Here is an 18111-nt window from a genome sequence, read left to right on the forward strand (position 1 = left end):
AGTTACCTCACGACGATCAGAAGGACGGCGGCCACCACAATCACTGCGGCGGCCTGGACGTAGTAGTGGTGCAGTTGGCCGGTCTGGGGCCGGCGGGCGGCTGCACCTGCGCGACGGACGCTGCCGGCAAGGCTGTCCACCGCGCCGTCAATGGTCTGTTCCGTGATGGCGGAACGGCCGGCCAAACGAGAGGTTGCAGCGGCTGCAGCATCGGTGCCGTGATCGAGTGCCCCATCAGCGCGATTAAGGCCTCCTGCGCCCTGCAGGACCTTTTCGGCGGCGCGCTCCACGCCACGGGAGAGGACGACATCATCGAACCGGGCCAGGGAGCTGGCGGCCGCAAGGACCGGGCGTACCAGGACGATGTGGGCGGCACGTTCCATGTGAAGCCAGGCCAGGGCCCCAGGCAGTGGTGGAAGGTTGCCGCAACGCACCCACACCACAACCAGGACCGCCACGGCAAGCAGCCCCGACGCGGCGAGTTCGAGCAGGGAGGACTCCGCCCTGCTGCCCAGCACCCCGCGGACAGCATCACCTGTTACGCCCAGCACCAGGAGGCCGGAAACAGCGGCGCCGACGGCGAGGACTCCGATCGGGACCATCTGCCACGGGGTGACCTTCCGGCTGCCCGTCTCCTCTGCGTCGTAGGCGGACGCAGTTCCCGGGAGCACCGATCTCCAAATCAGTGCCACGGCCTTGGCGGCGTAGGCGGCGGCGAGAACAGCGCCTGCCAGCCCGGCAATATATAGGGGAAACGAGTGTTCTCGCGCTGCGGTGAGGATGTTGTCCTTGGTGGCCCACAGCGCCAGCGGAGGAATCCCGGCGAGGCTGAACACCGCGACGGTGAACGCGCCACCCAGCAGGGGCCAGCGGCGACCGGCCCCGCGAAGGTCGGCCAATTTCTTGGTTCCGAGTGCCGCCAACCAGGCGCCCGCCGCCAAGAACAGCGCGCTCTTCGTTGCGGCGTGGGCCATGAGGTGCGCGATACCGCCCGCTGTATCACCCACTCCGGCGGCCATCACCACAAACCCGAGCTGTGCCGCCGTCGACGCTGCCAGGAGTTGCTTGAGGTCCTGCTGGCCTATTGCGATGAATCCCAGGATCACGGCGGTGGCCGCACCCGCCCACGCCGCAGCGTCCGCAGCCCATCCGGTAGCGGCCAGGAGGGGCTGGACCCGGAGCAGCAGGTATCCGCCCATGGCCACCATCGCGGCTGAATGCAGCAGGGCGCTGACCGCGCTGGGTCCGTCCATGGCCCGGGAGAGCCAGAAGCTGAACGGCAGCTGCGCCGCCTTGCCTAGCGCGGCCACCAGTATCCCGGCGGCAGCGATGTCCCGCCATGGCCCGGGAAGGCTGTCCAGGCCGGCCAGAGGCATGGCATCCCCTGACTTAGCGCCGGAGGCCATCGCCGCCCCCGCTGCGAGGTAAAGTCCAAGGTCAGCGGTGCGGGTGGCCACGAACGCCGTCAACCCGGACGACACTCGCCGAGACTCCTTCCAGTGGAACCCGATGAGGGTGTAGGAAGCGGCTCCCATGATCTCCCATGCAAAGAGCAGAGTGGAGAGGGTGGTGGCAGTCACGGTGACCAGCACCGAGGCGATGAAGATCAGCATGAGGCCGTGGAACCGGGCGGGCGTGCCTATGCCGGATGCGGCCGCGTAGAGCAGGACCAGGAAAGCCACGCCGGCAACGGCCGGGAGCAGCATCCCGCTGAGGGCATCGACGCTTAGGCCGAACTCGCTTCCTGCCAGGAAGGGCGCGGCCAGGGAGGGGCGCAGGGCCGCGGCTGCGGAGGCGGTGCCCAGCACCAGGGCAGAGACGACGACGGAGAGCACCGCGGCGAAACGGTCCGCCTTCGCCCCGGCGAGGGCAAGCGCTGCTCCGGCGGCGGCCGGAAGCCCGATGAGCAGGATCAGCAGCCAGCTCACCCGGCCAGGTCCGATGCCATCTCGGTCATATCGGTCTGACGGCTGCGGTGCAGCAGGATGGCAACGGCAAAGCCCATGGCCATTTCCACCGTCATGGCGGCGATCACCACCAGGAGCAGCACTTGGCCGTCCGGTGCAGGGGCGAGGAACCACCAGAACGCGGCTGCTGCCAGGATGACGCCGTTGAGCATCAGCTCCAGGCCCATCATGACCATGACCACCACCTGTTGTGACAGTGCGCCATAAAGGCCCACGCAGAACAGGGCGGCCGCAGCAATCAACACCAGTTGAAGTGTCATTTGTGCCCGCCGCCCCCATGGTGCTGCCCGTGGCCATCGCTGGTCCCCGCGCCGCCGTCCGTCCCGTCCATGCCGTGGGCCGCATGTCCCACGGAACCACCTGAGTGGCCCTGTTCCTTGCCCTGTCCGTCGTCGTCGGCATCCCTTGCAGGAACCAGCGGGTAGGCGCTGTACCTCCCTCGCGGGTTTGCCAGGACCAGGGCCGCCACAATAGTGGCGAAGAGCACCGGGCTGATGACGAGCATGACGAGCATCTTGGGTTCCATGATGGCTTCGCCGAGGGACGCGGTGACGTCACCGCCTGCCGAGCCTCTGCTCTCCGGCCAATCCGCGAGCAAAATCCCCACGGTCAGCAGCAGAAACAGCCCGACGGCCGTCCATGCGGACAGTTTCTTGCTGTGCACCATCTCCATGGGCATCAACGCGGGGTTCATGCCCATGAACATGATCATGAAGATAGCCATGACCGCCATCTCCATAACCATCATCAGGACAGTGATCACCCCGATGTACTCCAGCCTGAACTGCAGAAGCATAAGGCCCACTGCCACGAAGGACACCGCCAAGGCGTAACTTGCACGCGCCATTGAATCGGTGCGGAACACTGACACGCCGGCGGCAACGGCGATCAAGGCAAGGACGGCAAAAAGTACTGCCTCGGGCATCAGCTGCTCCTTCCGTTAAGGGTGACGACAGCGACAACGAGGACCTGCAGAAGGACAAGGGGAAGTCCCACTACCCAGGCCGGGGCCATCAGTTGCTCCGGACGCAGCTGCGGAATGCGGCGCCGCAAGGCCACGAGCAGCCACAGCAGAACAACAGTCTTGCCAAGGAACCAGGACCAGTCCGGCAGCACCGGGCCGGACCCCCCGCCCAGGAACAACGCCACGGCGAAGCCGGCACCTGCCGACAACAGTGAGTAGCGGCCGGTCAGGACAAGGAAACGGTCCACACCGGAAAGCTCTGCCGTCATTCCCCCTGCAATGTCGGCGGACATAGGGGCGGTGAATGGCCGCTGCAGGGAAAATGCCAGCACCGCGGCCAGGAACACCGTGAAGGCGACCGGCATCCAGACCACGAACCACAGGCCGTCCTGCGCGGCGACGATGTCACCCATCCGCAGACTACCGGCCGCTGCCGCAGGAGCGGTCAAGGCGAACATCAACGGCAGTTCATAGGCCACGGCCAAAGCAAGGAACCGGTACGCTCCCACCAGCGGAAATACGCTGTTCTGTCCCCAACCGGCCAGCCATACGAAGGCCCACACCAGGACGTCCATCGCATTGAACCAAACCAGCCCCACGGCGAGATCGGACACCACCCACGCACCCACCGGCAGCACGGCCACCTTCAGCGCCGCGGCCACCGTCAACCCGGCCACGCCCACCCTGCGCAGCAGCTCATCGGCTGCCACAGTGGACCGCCTTCGCTGCCGCAGCAGCCGGGCCGCCTCCGCAATTGGAGCCAAACCCCCGCCCCGGCGCCCAGCGGAGCGTGCAGCCAGAACTCCATTGATCATCGCCCCGGACAACGCCACCACCGCCAGCGCCATCAAGGCTGCAAGTGGCCCCCAAGCAGGAAGCTGCTGCACCATCCCCGGAGTCATCGCGCCGGCCCTTCCACTGCCGGTACAGGTAGGGGCGAAAGGTCGAGGCTTGCAACCACAAGGCGAACCACGGACAACTCCAGCCCGCGGACCAGGTCCGACAGGACGCCCACTGGGTGTGCCCCTGCGCTTGCCGTGCCGGCAACCCTGGCATCCAGCATGGCAAGGAGTCGGTCCCAGGCATCCGTGCCACCGAGTTCCCCGGATTCCCTGCCCTGCGGGATCCGGCCGACTCCCTGCAGCGTCCGCCGCAACAGCCAATCCCGACGCAGCTGTGCGCCGATGGCCGCAAGCGACCGCCGACACTCATCCAAAGCCCCACCATCCAAGGCAGCATCACGAACACCCCGCACCTTCGCGGCCTCCCGTGCGGCCCCGGCCAGCTGCAGGAGCCGTGACGCGAGATCCGACTGCCGCACCAAGGCCCCGCGCTCCGTCCCCAAAGGCCCGCCAACATGAGTCTCAGTGGACGGGTCGAACGCGTACTCAGCCCTGGCAGCGAAAACGATATCCCCCTGCAGCTCGCAGTGCAGGACCAACCCGGCAGGCCAGAACGGAAGAAAGGGACTGCTGAAGGTTTGATTGACACTTTGCCTGTGAGGATTTGATCCTTGCGGGTGGAAGGATGTTCCTCATGCCCAAAGCCTTTCCCGAAGAGTTCCGCCGCGATGTCGTGGCGGTTGCCCGCAAGGGCGAAGCGCCCATCACCCAGATCGCCAAGGATTTCGGGGTCTCACCTGCTGCCCTGCACCGCTGGATGAAGATTGCCGACAGAGAAGATGGCGTGCAGTCCGGGGCCGTGTCTGATGACGCCGCGAAGTTGCGGGAGGCCAATAAACGCATCCGGCTCCTGGAGCAGGAAGCTGAAGTCATGCGCCGTGCCGTGGCCTATCTGTCCCGGGACATCAATCCAAAAAAATGATGTACCCGCTGGTCCGCGAGCTGGCTGCCAGGGACGCCCCGATCAGGGTTCCCGTGGCAGTGTCCTGCCGGGTACTGAATTTCTCCAGACAGGCCTACTACCAGTGGGCCGCCAACCCCGTGCCCGCCCGGGACTGGGAAGAAGCCCACCTGATCAACGCCGCCATCGACCACCACCGCGACGATCCTGCCTTCGGCTACCGGTTCATCGCCGATGAGATCAACGCCGGACCCGGCCCTGTGGCCAGTGAACGCCGGATCTGGCGGCTGTGCTCCCAGAACGGCATCCTCTCGGTGATCCACCGCCGGCGCCGCTCAGCGCTCAAGGCCGGCCCTCCGGTCCACGATGACCTCATCGAACGGGACTTCAGCGCCACGGCACCGAACCGGAAATGGCTGACGGACATCACCGAGCACCACACCGGGGAAGGCAAGCTGTACCTGTGCGCGATCAAGGACCTGCATTCGAACCGGATCGTCGGGTACTCCATGGACGGGCGGATGAAAGCGTCTCTGGCCGTTGCCGCGCTGGACCACGCCGTGGCTCTCAGGAAACCGGCCGGCACAGTGGTCCACTCGGACAGAGGGTCCCAGTTCAGATCCAGAAAGTTCGTCCTGGCCCTGAACACCTACGGGCTGAGCGGATCAATGGGACGGGTAGGAGCATGCGGTGACAATGCCGCGATGGAATCGTTCTTCTCCCTGCTGCAAAAGAACGTCCTGAACCGGAAACGATGGGAAACCCGGGCCGAACTCCGGCTCGCCATCACAACCTGGATCGAACGCAGCTACCACCGCAAACGCCGTCAACGCGCCCTCGGCCGGCTGACACCCATCGAGTTTGAGACAATAAAAAACGCGGCCTCAGCCGCGTAAGAAATTATCAACCCCAGCTGTCAACTAAACCTTCAGCAGTCCCAAACGGCCCCAAAGGTACCTTCAAGACATCCAAGTCAAGACCGTCGCGGTCCTTGCCCTCGCCCGCCAAGCCAATTCCCCCTGGCATCGGCATATCCATGCCGCCGTGGTCCATGCCTCCATGGCTCATACCCCCATGGTCCATGTTCATCTGGGAGTCTCCGCCGCCGTCGTCCTTCCCGCCGTGGTTCATGCCCTCGTGATCCATGTTCATCTGGGAGTCTCCGCCGCCGTCGTTCATCCCGCCGTCGTCGTCCTGTTTCGGTTCAGGAGCCGTGCGTTCCGCTTCGAGCCGGAATTGTTCGCCCACATCCAGGAGCTCCGAGACGCAGCCGTCCAGAGCCCGACCCGCATGTTCGGGCCCGGTGACCAGGGTCCTGCTCCTGGGGCCCGGCAACTGATCCCAGAGGCGCTCCACCGCGTCGGTCTGGTCATCGGGAACATCTCCGCAGATGCAGAGAATGTCGGCGTCGCCAGGTGAAAGAGCCTCCACCCAACCTTTGCCGGCAATGTCGCGTTCTACCGCCATCCTCGAAAGAGAGCCCGCATAGCCCTCGACCAAGAACACATGGCAGCGTGCCACCGCAGCCCGGGCCAGCATTTTCTTCAGGCCCACTTGAAGGCTCCCTCGCGCCACGCCCACGCCACGCCGGTCATCAGCACGCCCAGGAACACAAACATTTCTATGACAGCCGACGCGCCCATTCGAGACACCACAACAGCCCACGGATACATGAAGAGCATCTCGACGTCGAACGCCAGGAAGACCAACGTCACCGGGTAGTAGCGGGCGTGATACCGCGAGAGGGCGTGCTGTTCAGGGATCCAGCCGCTGGTATACGGCTTACTTACCAGGGGATTCCTCGCCATCGCAGTCAACTGGTGGAGAGCGTACAGGCCACCCACCCCCACGAGCGCAACCACGAAGGTGATCGTCAGATTCAGGTAAGCCGACATTCACGTCCCTTCACAAGCCAGGCCCCACAAGTTAAATCGTCAGTATGCTGACCATACTCCGGTGGTTGCCGCGGCACGAACCGAACATAGTACTTGGAAGGCCCAACATGACTTCGTGATGGATAACGAACCCGAAGTCCAATGATCAACTCTCTGCATGCCGGAGCCGGAGCAAATGCCGAGACAATCTTTGCCCGCGAGCAAACCGAGACCAGAATGCGAGGCCGTTCATGCATGGGGCACGCTTTACTCGTACCGGAGTCTTCTGCCGTGGTCTTGGGCGTAGGAGGCCAGTACTTCAGGCAGTTCGCCGCCGGTGTGCAGAAACTCATCGTCGAGCTTGTTGCCGAGCTCCTCTAACGCCTTTGTAAGAATTGCGGCGCTGCCGGTGATTTCAGGTGCTGCAGAGCCGGCAGCGGTGTCGCGGAGGGTCAGCGCGTATGGGAGATGACGAGCCAAGGACAGGCCGGGATCATCTTCCTGGAAGTAGTAACTTTCTCTATGCTGGGTGAAATCGATCCGGGCTTTAGCGATTCCCGAGGCCAGTCTGTCCAACCCGCAGCTCACCGCCAACGGGTTCAGTTCGTGGAAGCGCTTTGCATAGCCTGTGTCTGCCAATCCCTTCAACTCCAGGGCCAGGGCTCGGCGTCGGGAGAGCGGCGGGTAGACCTGGGTGAACCAGGTCAACGCACTGGTCAGCAGGGCAAAGCCGGTCAATGCCTCAAGCGGAGCGCCAATGCGAACCCAGGGATCTACTGCGACGACGTCACCGAAGCCGAGCGTCGTCAGCGTGACCAGAGAGACATAAAGCGCCTCAGCGAAATCGTTGTATCTGCTGGGTTCTATCCCCGCCGAGTAGGAAAATCCGTCGGGTATATGGGGGAGATAGATGAAGGCCCAGCCCAGCGCCTGGAGCCCAACCCACAGTGCTATTACGGCCACCATCGCCCCAGGCCCTACGGCGGAGCCAAAACGGTGGTTAAGTCCTTTCGAGATCCGCCACACTCCACCCATAACTGCGTTGCTGAGTGCACCCTTCCCGCTGGGATGGAGCAGACTGTGATACATGTCGCGTAACCCAAACGCGATCAGGGCCATACCAACAAGGGACACCAGTACGCTCATCGGAAAACTCTCCTGTCCTTCGTGTTCACCAGTCTGGTCCAAAAGAAATCTGCGTCCGGGCGGCCAGCTGTCACCAAGTTATCCGGCACTTTGAAGTACACCCAAACCTGACGTCAGACTGGGCCCGTAAGCGTGTCAGGTTAGGATCCAAACGCGTATTACCAGGCACCGCGAGTGCAAGGTCCTAGAACTCATCCTGACAAAGCAGCTCTGTGACTGGTTGGTCAGGGATGGCGGCCAAGCAACGGGAGGTCATAGTATTCGGCCACGTAGCTGAAGTCCGGATCCGGTCCTACGTTCTGGGAGGACAGCTGGTGTAGGTCATTGGAGCTGGGAGGCAATCCCGCATCGAAGCGGCGGTCCCAGTATGCCCAGCAGCGACCGAACAGGGTTTTGGACGGGAACGAGATGCCGAGCGGCTCCGAGCCATCTTCGAGAACCTGCTGGCGGATGATCTCAGCGAGAATCGTCGTTACAGCCCTATCCTCACTGCTGATGGACCCAGCAGTGAGGACTTGGAGCACCTCGGTCATCCCCGGTACTGTTGGGGCCAGCTTCTCGAGGGCATTGAGGGTGTCCGGATGATCCATTCTGGCCCACCACCCGCTCTGAGGCATTTGGATCTCATAAATAGATCGGTCCATTTGCCAATCCACTGAGACCGACCAGGGCGCGTCAACGCCGTTGGTTCTGGCGTCCTCCAGCACCTTGGCGATGTAAGCGTCCACTGCCCAGCCGATCGACTCAGCAACTTTGGCTACCGCCGCTCGTTTCTTACGGAATCCAACCAGTACCTCCGCATACGCGCACCGCCTTGAGTCGGCAAGATAGATTGTTGATCCCAATGTGTCATAACGCCCCCGTCGGTCAGGCGTAATCTTCGCGGCCGTGGATGTGATCGGGAGCGGTCCGACGATGGTGTTCGAAAGGACCGAGAGGGCGCCGTATCGGTCCTTGGCGACCCTGAATCCAATCTCGGCCGTGGCCGGGGCAAGGCGTAGCCCTGTCTTGCCACAGGTCCGCTCCAGGGTCATGCGGCGTAAGTGTCGTCGACGAAAGCTTCAGCGGCTCCTAGAACTTCACGGCTGTGCAGCTGTTGAATGTAGAGTACCGGTAGCTCCTCATCCAGCCGAGGGTTCGGGCCCATGAGCCAGCTTAGAGCCACGTGCTTTCCCTCTGCTCTCTCCAATGTTCGCCATACTCTGTAGCCGAGTCGAAGCCGCGCCTCCACCTCGGGTCGAGGGTCCTGGCCGTCGGGTTTGGCCCAGTTGTAGGGCGATGTGCGGTTTTTCACGCCGCCCATTGCCTGAACGACGGCGGCACCGACATTCTCGTTAAGCTCACGAACTAGAGCATGGATATCCATTTTGGTGGTTTCCAAGTAGATGTCATCGCGGATGGTCGGTTCCATGGGTCCAATCATGCTTCGAAAACATCAATAAAACAACTAGAAATATTCGGAAAAACAACGTAGAATCATCACCAAGCATACGCCATGCCCGCCAGCGACCCTAAAAAAACTCGGAAGGGCGTCGCTCGCTGTCGTCCACGTCCATGTCGGGCTTCTTGATGTGTCTGCGGCAGCAAGTGTCACCCAACCGGTACCAGCTCTGAACATTTGGGAAGGAAGCATCTTGCCGCGAGTCGAGTGGACACGATACAGCGGGGAAGATATCGAGTCCGTGGTGGCCATGTTTATCAGCGCCGAGTACCCGGAAGCGGAACGAATCACTCCTTCCAGTGGCGATGGGGGCATTGACGTTCTGGTTAGAAGCGATAAGACCCGTGTCTACCAGGTCAAGAAATTTTCAGCACCTTTGACTGCAAACCAGAAGAAGCAGGTCGAGAAGTCTGTCGACAGCCTAGTCACTGATCCTCGTGTCAGAGATCTGCAAGTCGATGAGTGGCACATCGTGATGCCTTGGGATCCCACGTTGGAAGCAAAAGAGTGGTTGGGAGACTACGTCACCGGCAAGGGGCTGCCAGAACCCATCTGGGACGGTCTGACTCAATGCGACCTCTGGGTCAGCGAATACCCCCACGTTGTGGATTACTACTTGGGAGGAAATGCTGAGCGCATACAGCAGATGGCATTGTCGATAGTTCATGGACTGCGGTTAAAGGACATCAGGCAAGAGGATGTCGAGACCTGGGATATCTCGCGGTTTGCAGAAGAGCTAAAGGGCACGGTGATGGTCCTAAACCGCGAAGATCCTTTCTACACCTACGGTGTTCATGTCGAACCACCATCCCAGGCTTCCGTAGAGGAAGAGCTGCGTGCGGCGCTTGGACGGGAGAAACCCGGCATTGTGTGTACGACCATTTGGGGCAACAACACGATACGTGTTCAAGTAGACGTGTACGCAAAGAACAGGGTGGCATTCGATCTTGCCCCAGTAACGTTCAACGTGAATCTCACCGCAAAGGCTGGCTCGCCTGAAGCGACCGCCATAGAAGACTTCGTCAAGTTCGGCAGCCCACTCGAATTGCCTGACGGAAGCGTGAGCGGCGTGGCCAATTTGCCTGGCGGCCTGGGAGGAGATTTCAAAGATGCCGCCGCGGCAGTCCTCCCTAACACCAAAATCTCAGAAGGTGCTAGCGAACTTCGCCTGGTTCTTGTCGACGAAAACGACCAGCACGTCGACTCTCTCACTATTAAACGCCAGTACACCACTACTGGCCTCCCGACGGAAAAGGGACCACGCGGCCTCGAAACTTTGCTGACAGATGCTCATGGCATCTTGAATGTTCTTCTGCGATTCGATGTGGACGCTCAGGTTCAAAATCTGAACCTGAGCGTCCACATTCCCGACAACAGCAAGCTTGCCGTGGATGTTCTCCCGGTCCTGCGTTTCTATAGCAAAATGTGCGCTCCAAACTCCTTGGTTCTCGCTCCTCGGTTTGGCCCTCTTCCAGAAACTCGACATCCTCTGGATCCAGTCGAAGGAAAGGGCACCCGCCCTGCAGATTTTTGGCGCGACGTGGCACATGCGCTCAGCCTTATACAGGAGCGCACGCCACAAATGCTTCACATGCCAAATCTCTCGGATATGGATGAAAACCTCGTGCACCAGATACTCAAAACTGGGGCTCTCCTAAATGGGCAAACCCTCACCCTAAAGATGGACCTTGTTTCGACAGATCATGATCCGGATGCCAGCGATGATGCCGAAACAACAGTGATGCTTGTTCCTTGGGCCATTGAGCTCCCGGAGACGAAGGTCGACCTAGGGTATCTCGCCCACGCATTTGCGGGTACGTTCTACAAGCGGGCGCATGAGGAGCCGGACGGCTTGTATGACGTTTGGCGCGTTCACGACAGTAAGGTCTTGGTAAGAATGCTGACTACAGAGGAGCAAAAGGCGCTGTGAGATGTCCATGAGGACTCTCCTTATGCTCGTCCTCGCAGGACCGGCCTTAGTAGATTCAGTAGTTCATCTCATAACGTTGCCCTAGCCCCTATGTGATCAACTTCTTGTACTCAGCTTGTCCCACAGGCCGTGGGGGAATTGTCGAATGAGCGTGGACAGTTAGCTCGGCTGTCCACAGCCGGGGATAATCCTGGTGGGTTACCCACCGCTACTGCTGCTGAGGGAGCTTTCCGGATGGCTCCTGATTCCAGCCGTGGATAACCCGGATTGGCCCCAAATGTGGACAGTTCCAGTGGCTACCTTGAGGCCGACAACACCTTGTTTAGAACAGTCCTGCGGGGGGTTGCTCGCAGGGTAGTGGGGCGAGTCTGGTTCGGTGGCCGTCGTCCGAGGTGCAGCCTTTGAACGGGCCGTCTGCGGAGAGCAAGACGGACATGTGGTGGTCTGCGTGGTCGCGCCACCACACGCTCATGCCAGTGGTGCCGTCCAGGCGCAAGAACTCCCAGGCGCGCCAGAGGGCTTCGAGGCGGCTGATGGCTTCGGCGTGTTTCCACCATTGCGGGCACCAGGTGATGCCGCCCTGGACGTTGAGCTGCCGACGATAGGTGGTGGCCAGCTTGTTGCTGACGAATTCGGCGACGTTTGGGTAGAACAGCTCAGGGGCGTCCGTGTCCTCTTCGGCCGGCTCGGCACGGGCGGTAGTTTCCTCCAGTTCGTCGTCCCACTCACCCAGGCCTTCAATCATTGGAGGCACCCGCGGCGATCCATCGGTTCCCGGCTGCCGCAGTGGCCGCTGGCTTGTTGGCGGGGTCGTGTGCGGCGATGGAGGCCCGCACCGCATCAGCCTGCGGTCCGCTCATCCAGGGCACTGTTTCCAGCAGGGCGGCGAGGGCGCCGGAGGCGAACATGATGGCTCGGCCGCGGGGGAATGCGGCGAGGTCTGAGACGTCGAGGGTGCGTTCTTTGCGGTCGTCGTCGTGGCTGTAGGAGGTGCCTTGTTTGGAGCGGCTTCTGGTCATGTTGGAGTACCGGTATTCGCCTACGAGCTGTGCGAGTTCGTTCAGGAATTCGGCTTCGGCGACGCCGCCGCCGTAGACCTTGATGTTGGAGGCGGACCAGAGTTTTCGCATCCCGTCGCGGCCCCATACTTCGACGCCTTGGGACCAGGACTGGAGGATGGTCATCAGGACGATGCCGCGGGAGCCGTAGTGGCTGTAGAGGTTCGGGAGTTCGCGCCAGCGGCAGACGTTTGCTGCTTCGTCCAGGACGCCGACCATGGGTGTGGCGAGCCGGCCGCCCGCTGAATAAACGGCGAGTTCTTCGGCGGCTTCGACGGTGGCCACGGTCAGTGCCGTGACCAGGGGTCCGGCGGTTCCTTTGCCTTCCTTGGACAGGCTGTACAGGGTGCCCTTGGAGCGGACGAACGCTGCCGGATCGAACTGCGGCCGCTGGTCGTTGTCGCCCTGCGGGGTGACCCAGCGGGCGACTTGGCGGTTGGTGAGGCAGGAGGCCATCTGCAGTGCCGTGCCGTACACGCCGCCGCGCTGCTTTTCGGGGGCGTTGATGACGCCGCCGACGGCGTTGGCGGTCTGGGTGAAACCGCGGGCTTTGAGGATGTCCACCGCTTCATCGTCAGCCGGCCGGGTCAGCCAGGTGTGAACCTGGGTGATCGGGCGTCCGTCGAGGGCTGCGGCGAGGAGGAGCCCGGCGAGGAGATCCTGGCCGGCGGGGTCAAAGTAGGCGTCCGTTTTGGCGTCCGGGCCGCGGGAACCGGCGGCGAAGTGGTCGGCCAGGCGGGCCGCGCGGACTTCGTCGGTGACGTAGGACAGGGGGTTCCACCACCACGTGGGTTCCTCAAGCGCGACGGACTGCGGATCGAACACCCAGACAGGGCCGTCGCCGGCGCGGACGTCGCGGGTTCCGTCCACGATGTCGCGCTTGTTCGATGTCACCAACGCCGCTCCCGGAGCGGCGAGGATCGCCGGGATCGCCCGGGACGTGGTCTTGCCTGTGCGGGGTCCCCAGATGTCGATGTGCATGTCTTCCCAGGAGCCGTAAACCATCTGCCCGCCCAGGACCGTCCTGCCGACCGGGACGCCGGGTGATCCTTTCACGCCGAGGCGTTCAGCGGTGGCCGTGGCCCCGCGCAGGCTGAGGGCGCGCAGGTCCCGGCCTTTGGCCATGTGTTGAGCGGCGGCGTCCACCCGGGATCGCTTGGACCGGCGTCGCAGCTCCGCACGGACCACCAGGACGGCCACGACGATGATGAGGACGCCGAAGCCGGCCAGTACCCCGGTCGCGGCCGCGGGCCAGGTGACCTTGTGCGAGATCAGGCCGATGACCAGTTCAAACGGGTTCGCCGGCAGTTCCTGGCCGTCACCGGACAGGATCGATCCGAGGTGCACGGCGCCGGCGACCGAGCCGACACCGAGCACCACGAGGCTGATGACGACCCAGAGCAGGATGGTTTCGGTGTCGAGCTGTGAGCGTTTGCCGCTGCTTGGTGCACCCATTAGTTCTCCCCCTCGCCGTTGGTGTTGATCGTCCAGCGCTTGTTCGTATCGTGCAGCCGCTCTTCGACGCTGGTGAGTTTGAGCGCGACCGGGATGCCGGGGCGGCCGCCGACTTTGAAGAGGAATTTGCCCAGGCCCGGGCGGACGCGTTTGCGGGATCCGCCGACGTCGGTCCAAGATCCGGGGTCGGCCCAGGAGATGAGGCGGGCCTGTTCGGCGCGGGAGAGGGTGACGGCTTTGTTGAGTTTTTCCATTTCGGCGCCGGGGAGCGCGCCGCAGACGACCATGCCGGAGCGTTCGACGAATCCACGGGCTTTCATCCGTTCGGATTCGGTGGGTAGGGCTTCGAGGTCGCTCATGGTGTGCGTGATCATGGCCTGCCCGACGCCCTCGGTGCGGTTCAGGCGGGTGAGGGAGTCGACCCGGTCGACCATGCCTTCACCTGAGCGCAGGGCCCGCCAGAGTTCGTCCATGACGACGAAGTAGTTACGGCGCGGTTCGAGGCCGGCGTCGGCCAGGGTGTGGGCGACCTGGACGGTGGCGAATCCGGTGGACCAGCAGGCCAGCAGGCAGGCGGCCTGGATGTCGCGCTGGGTGTCGGAGATCCCGGAGAGGTCGAAGACCACGGGTTTGGTCAGGTCCATCGGCTGGTCGGTGGGCTGGGAGAACATGTCGGAGAACCGGCCCGACCCGTTGAGGGAGTACAGCGACTGGCGCAGCTGGTCGGTCGCGTCGAGGTAGCGGCTCATGTTGCCGCGGTCCAGGGCGATCGCCCGTAGCTCGTCGGGGGCGTCTTTGATGACCTCGATCAGGTCCCCGATCAGGGGGACACGGTCGAGGCGCTCGTCCAGGATGTGCAGGGCCCGGTCGATCAGGGATTCCTCGTGTGCGCTGGGCTTGGCGTTCCGCACGATGGTGATCAGCGCGGTGATCATGTTCAGGCGCCGGTTGTGCGAGTCGGCCATCAGCTGTTCGGCCAGCTTCTCCGCCTTCACCGCCGCAGCGTGAAGCTTGGCGGCCGCTTCCTCGCCGCCGTCGGGATTGTTCCGGACTCGCTCTGCATTGTCGCGGTGTTCCTTAGCCGAGGCGTGGAGCCGGGCCGCGGCTTCGGTGGCTTCGCCGGGGTCCAGGACGTTCAAGTGGCCACGCCCGGGGCCGAGGCTGATGACCTGCCCGCCGAGGGCTTCGATCAGATCAACGTAGTCCGGTTTCAGATCACCGAGAATCAGCGGGTTGATGCTCCGACCTGCCAGGCCAAGGACGATGTGCCGGACCAGGGTGGATTTGCCGTAGTGCGGCAGGCCGAGGACGAACATGGATGGGTTGTTGATCATGCCGTGCATGAACCAGCTGATGGGGTCGGCCCCGAACGGGGCGCCGGTGTCGGTGTGAACGCCGATCGGCACACCGAGGATCGGGGTACCACTGCCGCCCACGAAGGGCCAGAGACCGCAGACCTGGACTGAGGTTCCGCGCCATTCGTCGGCGGCCGTGACGTAGACGGCTTCACCTTGGCCGCGGCCGCGCCAGCCCCGCAGACCCGGGCGGCGGACGACCGCGGCCGCGAGCTTCGTGGCAGGAGCCTTCACGCGCTGGTGCTTTGTTCTGCTGCCGAACATCACATGGCCTCGCGGATCTCTTCGGGAACCTTCAGGTGCTTGGGCAGGACCAGCCCCAGCGGCAGGGACGCGGCGAAAGCGGAATCCTGTGAGCCGTAGGCCCGGCGCAGCAACAGACGTGCTGACGGGCCAAGGTTGCCCTCCACCACGGCCACGGCGTCCTCAAGGTCATGGGAGGACAGGACGGTGGCGGTGACGACCATGCCGAAGTTGACCAGCCCGGCGCCTTTGGCTTCCTCGGCTGCGGTGGCCTGCGCCGCGCGGGCATCGACCAGGGCGCGGGCGGTGGGCCGGTTGGTCGAGGAGGCCCGGGTCAGGGCGCTGGTCTGGTCCGACTCCACGATGGCAGCCGCGCGGCCGGCTTCGATCGGCCGGTACAGCAGCGTGACGCGTTTGCGGGCGATCTCCCCGTGCGGGGCGACCAAGCGGCCCAGGGCTGATGCGAGGATGTGGCCGCGGGGTGCGCCGGTCATCGTCCAGGACACGGAGTGTCCGGAATCGTGGCGGTAGCCGTCCCAGTCGGCTTGGTGGGCCGACGGTCCGACCTCGCTCCAGTCCAGGTCAACGGGTGTGCCTTGGTAGTGGGCTTCGTCAATGAGCCGGGCCGCTGCCGGGTCGTAGGCGACCCGGACGACCTCGCACAGTTCCTGGGCGTTCAACGGGGCGCACGCACCGGCGCCGGTGGATTCCAGCCGCTCGGTCAGGCTGGGCAGCCGGGAGGCGAGATCCCGTGCGATCTCGTCGGGGGTGCGCCGCTTGCCGCCGGCCCGGGCGGCGGCACTGAACGTTAGTGCGACCCAGGCCCGGATCGTGGCCGATCCCTGTGGGTAGGTGGCCAGGGCTTCCCGGAGCATGGCTTTGGCGATGTCTGGGGCGTCGTCGTGGATGTTCGATTCGACTTCCCGGCGCAGCCGTGCCCCGGAGTCGGGTGCGGTTTCGACCGTGACCGATGCGGCTACGACGGCCGGTTCATTCGACAGCGACGCCAGCCAGCCGCCCCAGTTCGCCACCCAGGCATCAATCTGCTCGGAGTCGACCAGGGACGCCCCGTCGGGTTGGGTGCCGAAGACCACGGTGTAGTGGGCGGTGGAGGGAAGGTGAATCAGCGCGAAGGGGCGGCCGTAGGAGTCGATGAACTCATACAGCTTGGAACCGGCGGAGATGCCCGGCAGCTGGAATTCACCCCACGGCGTCAGACCTAACGGGCCGGAGCGGTAAATGTTGGCCTTCCTGCGCCGCGCCGAACGAAACGCGAGCCGGGCGAAGACCCGTTCCCCTGCGGACTTGTTGTGCTTGTCGGTCACCGAGACGACGGACAGGAGCACCCCGAGGATGAGCAGCGAGACCAGGCCTGGGAACCAGCCGCCCACGAAGAGGCAGATCACCGTGATGATCAGGCCAACGAAAAGTCCTGCTGTGGCCAGCCCGCCAAGGGTGCCGATGCCAGCCTTCCGCGGCCGCCGCCAGTTGCCGTAGGTTGGTTCCCTGTAGGTGTTCTCGATAGCTGCCATGTCAGGCACCCCCCGTGGATTCTTCGCTCATGTCTTTGATCGCCCCGGAAGCGGCCTGGCCTGCTTCGACGCCTTTCTGTGCGGCCAGTACAGCAACACCACCAGCGCCCGCAGCTGCTGCTGCCCCGCCCGCGGCCGCGGCACCGCTGCCGGACGCCGCACTGCCGGCGCCAGTAGATGCTGCTGGGCCGGTCCCGGGTTGGGCACCCGTCGCTCCCGAACCGCGTGTGCCGTTCTTCCCGGCGGTGCCGGAGCTTCCCGCTGTTCCCTGGTTCCCAGTCCCGGAGGGGCCCTGCGACCCGGGGTTGTGGCTGGATGTGCTGTGGGTTGCCGCCCCGCTGGTGGACGGGCCGCCCCCTCGTCCGGCGCTGCCCATGCTGATGGCGCCGGAAGCCAGTGCGCCGACAGTTCCCGCAGCCAAACCTCCCCCGCCACCGGTGACCGCACCCACCATCGGGGTGACGAAGCGCATGAGGGCGGGCATCGCGAACAACGCGATCACCATCAGGGCCAGGCCCGTGACCGTTGTCAGGAGCGCGGAGCCGAAATCCTTGCCGTCGCCAACGTTTCCGAAGATCTTGCTGCCGCTGAGTTGGAAGGCTGTGGCGTAGATGATGGCGGCGGCGGGCTTGTAGAGGATGAAGGCGATCAGCCAGGCCGTGCACTTCTGGAACCAGCCCCTGCCGGCCTCGGTGTTCGTAAAAGCTGCGGCCGTGGGAAAGATCCCCGTCAAAATGACCAGCAGGCCGCCACGGACGATCATGAGGACGATCTGCATGACGGAGGCAAGAATCGCGATCAGTCCCAGAAGGATGATCATGATCGCCCCGATCGGGCTGGTCGCCGACAGCGCCAGCATGGCCGTGATGTTGTCGTTGAAGGAGGTCCCGTTCGTGGAGTTCTTGATGATCCATGCAGAGAACTGATCAGCCGCGACCGTCAAAAGACCCACAGCTGCTACACCGGCGCCGGAGACGACGATCAGGGTCCCGAGTGAACGCGCCAGATCCCGCAAGGGTGCACCCCTGCGCTCGATCACCATCTTGGCCGCGCCCACGAGGACAGACAGCACAGCCAAGGACGCCGTCCAAAAGTAGAGACTGTTCTGCAGGAACAACACCGGATCACTCGCGGTGGGCCCACCCGGTGCCGAGGTGATGGCGGGAGTGCCCACATTCACCCAAAACGTTCCCAGCGTTTTGACGACATTTCCGACCGCATCCGCAATCGCGTCTGCCATTTCTTTGACCGCGTCGTTCGCGCGATCGGTCACAAAGTCCCCAGCCTGGCACCCAAAGTTCCACCAGTCACAGGGGTTTCCGTTCTGGTCCATGGGTTGCAAG

General features: G+C 63.6%; 16 protein-coding genes. 2 read left to right on the plus strand and 14 right to left on the minus strand.

What is annotated here, in order from left to right; genetic code table 11:
* Positions 1 to 2 precede the first annotated feature (2 nt).
* Genes JCQ34_RS20040 through JCQ34_RS20055 form a run of 4 tightly spaced genes read right to left on the minus strand, consistent with a single transcriptional unit; the run spans position 3 to position 3833 of the window.
* Entirely contained in the window at positions 3 to 1928 is a 1926-nt protein-coding gene (locus JCQ34_RS20040; protein ID WP_286404756.1) for a proton-conducting transporter transmembrane domain-containing protein, read from the minus strand.
* Positions 1925 to 2227 carry an NADH-quinone oxidoreductase subunit NuoK gene (locus JCQ34_RS20045; protein ID WP_141160658.1) on the minus strand — a complete coding sequence of 101 codons (303 nt, stop codon included), beginning with the start codon at positions 2225 to 2227 and terminating at the stop codon, positions 1925 to 1927. The genes JCQ34_RS20040 and JCQ34_RS20045 overlap by 4 nt, the downstream gene beginning before the upstream one ends.
* Positions 2224 to 2892: an NADH-quinone oxidoreductase subunit J gene (locus JCQ34_RS20050; RefSeq protein WP_286404758.1), complete on the minus strand. Its 669-nt coding sequence runs from the start codon at positions 2890 to 2892 to the stop codon at positions 2224 to 2226. Before JCQ34_RS20050 ends, JCQ34_RS20045 begins: the two co-directional genes overlap by 4 nt.
* On the minus strand, positions 2892 to 3833 hold the full coding sequence (locus JCQ34_RS20055) for an NADH-quinone oxidoreductase subunit H (RefSeq protein ID WP_286404760.1): 942 nt from the start codon (positions 3831 to 3833) through the stop codon (positions 2892 to 2894). Before JCQ34_RS20055 ends, JCQ34_RS20050 begins: the two co-directional genes overlap by 1 nt.
* 634 nt (positions 3834 to 4467) lie before the next feature.
* Between JCQ34_RS20055 and JCQ34_RS20060 the strand changes: the two genes are divergently transcribed.
* Positions 4468 to 5630, plus strand: a protein-coding gene (locus JCQ34_RS20060) for an IS3 family transposase (protein ID WP_286404762.1) whose coding sequence is annotated in 2 segments (ribosomal slippage) — positions 4468 to 4746 and positions 4749 to 5630 — 1161 coding nt in all. Because the reading frame shifts where the segments join, the coding sequence is not laid out codon by codon here.
* A 7-nt stretch (positions 5631 to 5637) separates the two neighbouring features.
* Here JCQ34_RS20060 and JCQ34_RS20065 read toward each other — a convergent pair.
* From JCQ34_RS20065 to JCQ34_RS20085, 5 genes are all read right to left on the minus strand, one after another.
* Positions 5638 to 6288 (minus strand): hypothetical protein, encoded by a 651-nt coding sequence (locus JCQ34_RS20065; protein WP_286404763.1) that lies wholly within the window; start codon positions 6286 to 6288, stop codon positions 5638 to 5640.
* Entirely contained in the window at positions 6279 to 6629 is a 351-nt protein-coding gene (locus JCQ34_RS20070) for an NADH-quinone oxidoreductase subunit A (RefSeq protein ID WP_237430595.1), read from the minus strand. The genes JCQ34_RS20065 and JCQ34_RS20070 overlap by 10 nt, the downstream gene beginning before the upstream one ends.
* 246 nt (positions 6630 to 6875) lie before the next feature.
* On the minus strand, positions 6876 to 7754 hold the full coding sequence (locus JCQ34_RS20075) for a potassium channel family protein (RefSeq protein ID WP_237430594.1): 879 nt from the start codon (positions 7752 to 7754) through the stop codon (positions 6876 to 6878).
* Positions 7755 to 7978: 224 nt separating this feature from the next.
* Complete coding sequence (locus tag JCQ34_RS20080; protein WP_286404764.1) at positions 7979 to 8788, minus strand: hypothetical protein; 810 nt, start codon at positions 8786 to 8788, stop codon at positions 7979 to 7981.
* Positions 8785 to 9165 carry a hypothetical protein gene (locus tag JCQ34_RS20085; RefSeq protein WP_286404766.1) on the minus strand — a complete coding sequence of 127 codons (381 nt, stop codon included), beginning with the start codon at positions 9163 to 9165 and terminating at the stop codon, positions 8785 to 8787. The genes JCQ34_RS20080 and JCQ34_RS20085 overlap by 4 nt, the downstream gene beginning before the upstream one ends.
* A 274-nt stretch (positions 9166 to 9439) precedes the next feature.
* Between JCQ34_RS20085 and JCQ34_RS20090 the strand changes: the two genes are divergently transcribed.
* Positions 9440 to 11125, plus strand: a complete 1686-nt coding sequence (locus tag JCQ34_RS20090) for a hypothetical protein (protein ID WP_286404767.1) — start codon at positions 9440 to 9442, stop codon at positions 11123 to 11125.
* A 322-nt stretch (positions 11126 to 11447) separates the two neighbouring features.
* Here the strand turns inward: JCQ34_RS20090 and JCQ34_RS20095 are convergent, their stop codons facing one another.
* From JCQ34_RS20095 to JCQ34_RS20115, 5 genes are read right to left on the minus strand one after another with little or no spacing between them, the layout of a single operon-like run.
* Complete coding sequence (locus JCQ34_RS20095; protein ID WP_286404951.1) at positions 11448 to 11870, minus strand: DUF4913 domain-containing protein; 423 nt, start codon at positions 11868 to 11870, stop codon at positions 11448 to 11450.
* Positions 11863 to 13638: a type IV secretory system conjugative DNA transfer family protein gene (locus tag JCQ34_RS20100; RefSeq protein ID WP_286404769.1), complete on the minus strand. Its 1776-nt coding sequence runs from the start codon at positions 13636 to 13638 to the stop codon at positions 11863 to 11865. The genes JCQ34_RS20095 and JCQ34_RS20100 overlap by 8 nt, the downstream gene beginning before the upstream one ends.
* Positions 13638 to 15257: a helicase HerA domain-containing protein gene (locus JCQ34_RS20105; protein WP_286404771.1), complete on the minus strand. Its 1620-nt coding sequence runs from the start codon at positions 15255 to 15257 to the stop codon at positions 13638 to 13640. Before JCQ34_RS20105 ends, JCQ34_RS20100 begins: the two co-directional genes overlap by 1 nt.
* Positions 15257 to 16768, minus strand: a complete 1512-nt coding sequence (locus JCQ34_RS20110) for an SCO6880 family protein (protein ID WP_286404773.1) — start codon at positions 16766 to 16768, stop codon at positions 15257 to 15259. The genes JCQ34_RS20105 and JCQ34_RS20110 overlap by 1 nt, the downstream gene beginning before the upstream one ends.
* 1 nt (position 16769) lies before the next feature.
* Positions 16770 to 18041 carry a hypothetical protein gene (locus JCQ34_RS20115; RefSeq protein ID WP_286404775.1) on the minus strand — a complete coding sequence of 424 codons (1272 nt, stop codon included), beginning with the start codon at positions 18039 to 18041 and terminating at the stop codon, positions 16770 to 16772.
* Between the last annotated feature and the right edge of the window lie 70 nt (positions 18042 to 18111).

Source organism: Pseudarthrobacter defluvii, assembly GCF_030323865.1.
GTDB lineage: Bacteria > Actinomycetota > Actinomycetes > Actinomycetales > Micrococcaceae > Arthrobacter > Arthrobacter sedimenti.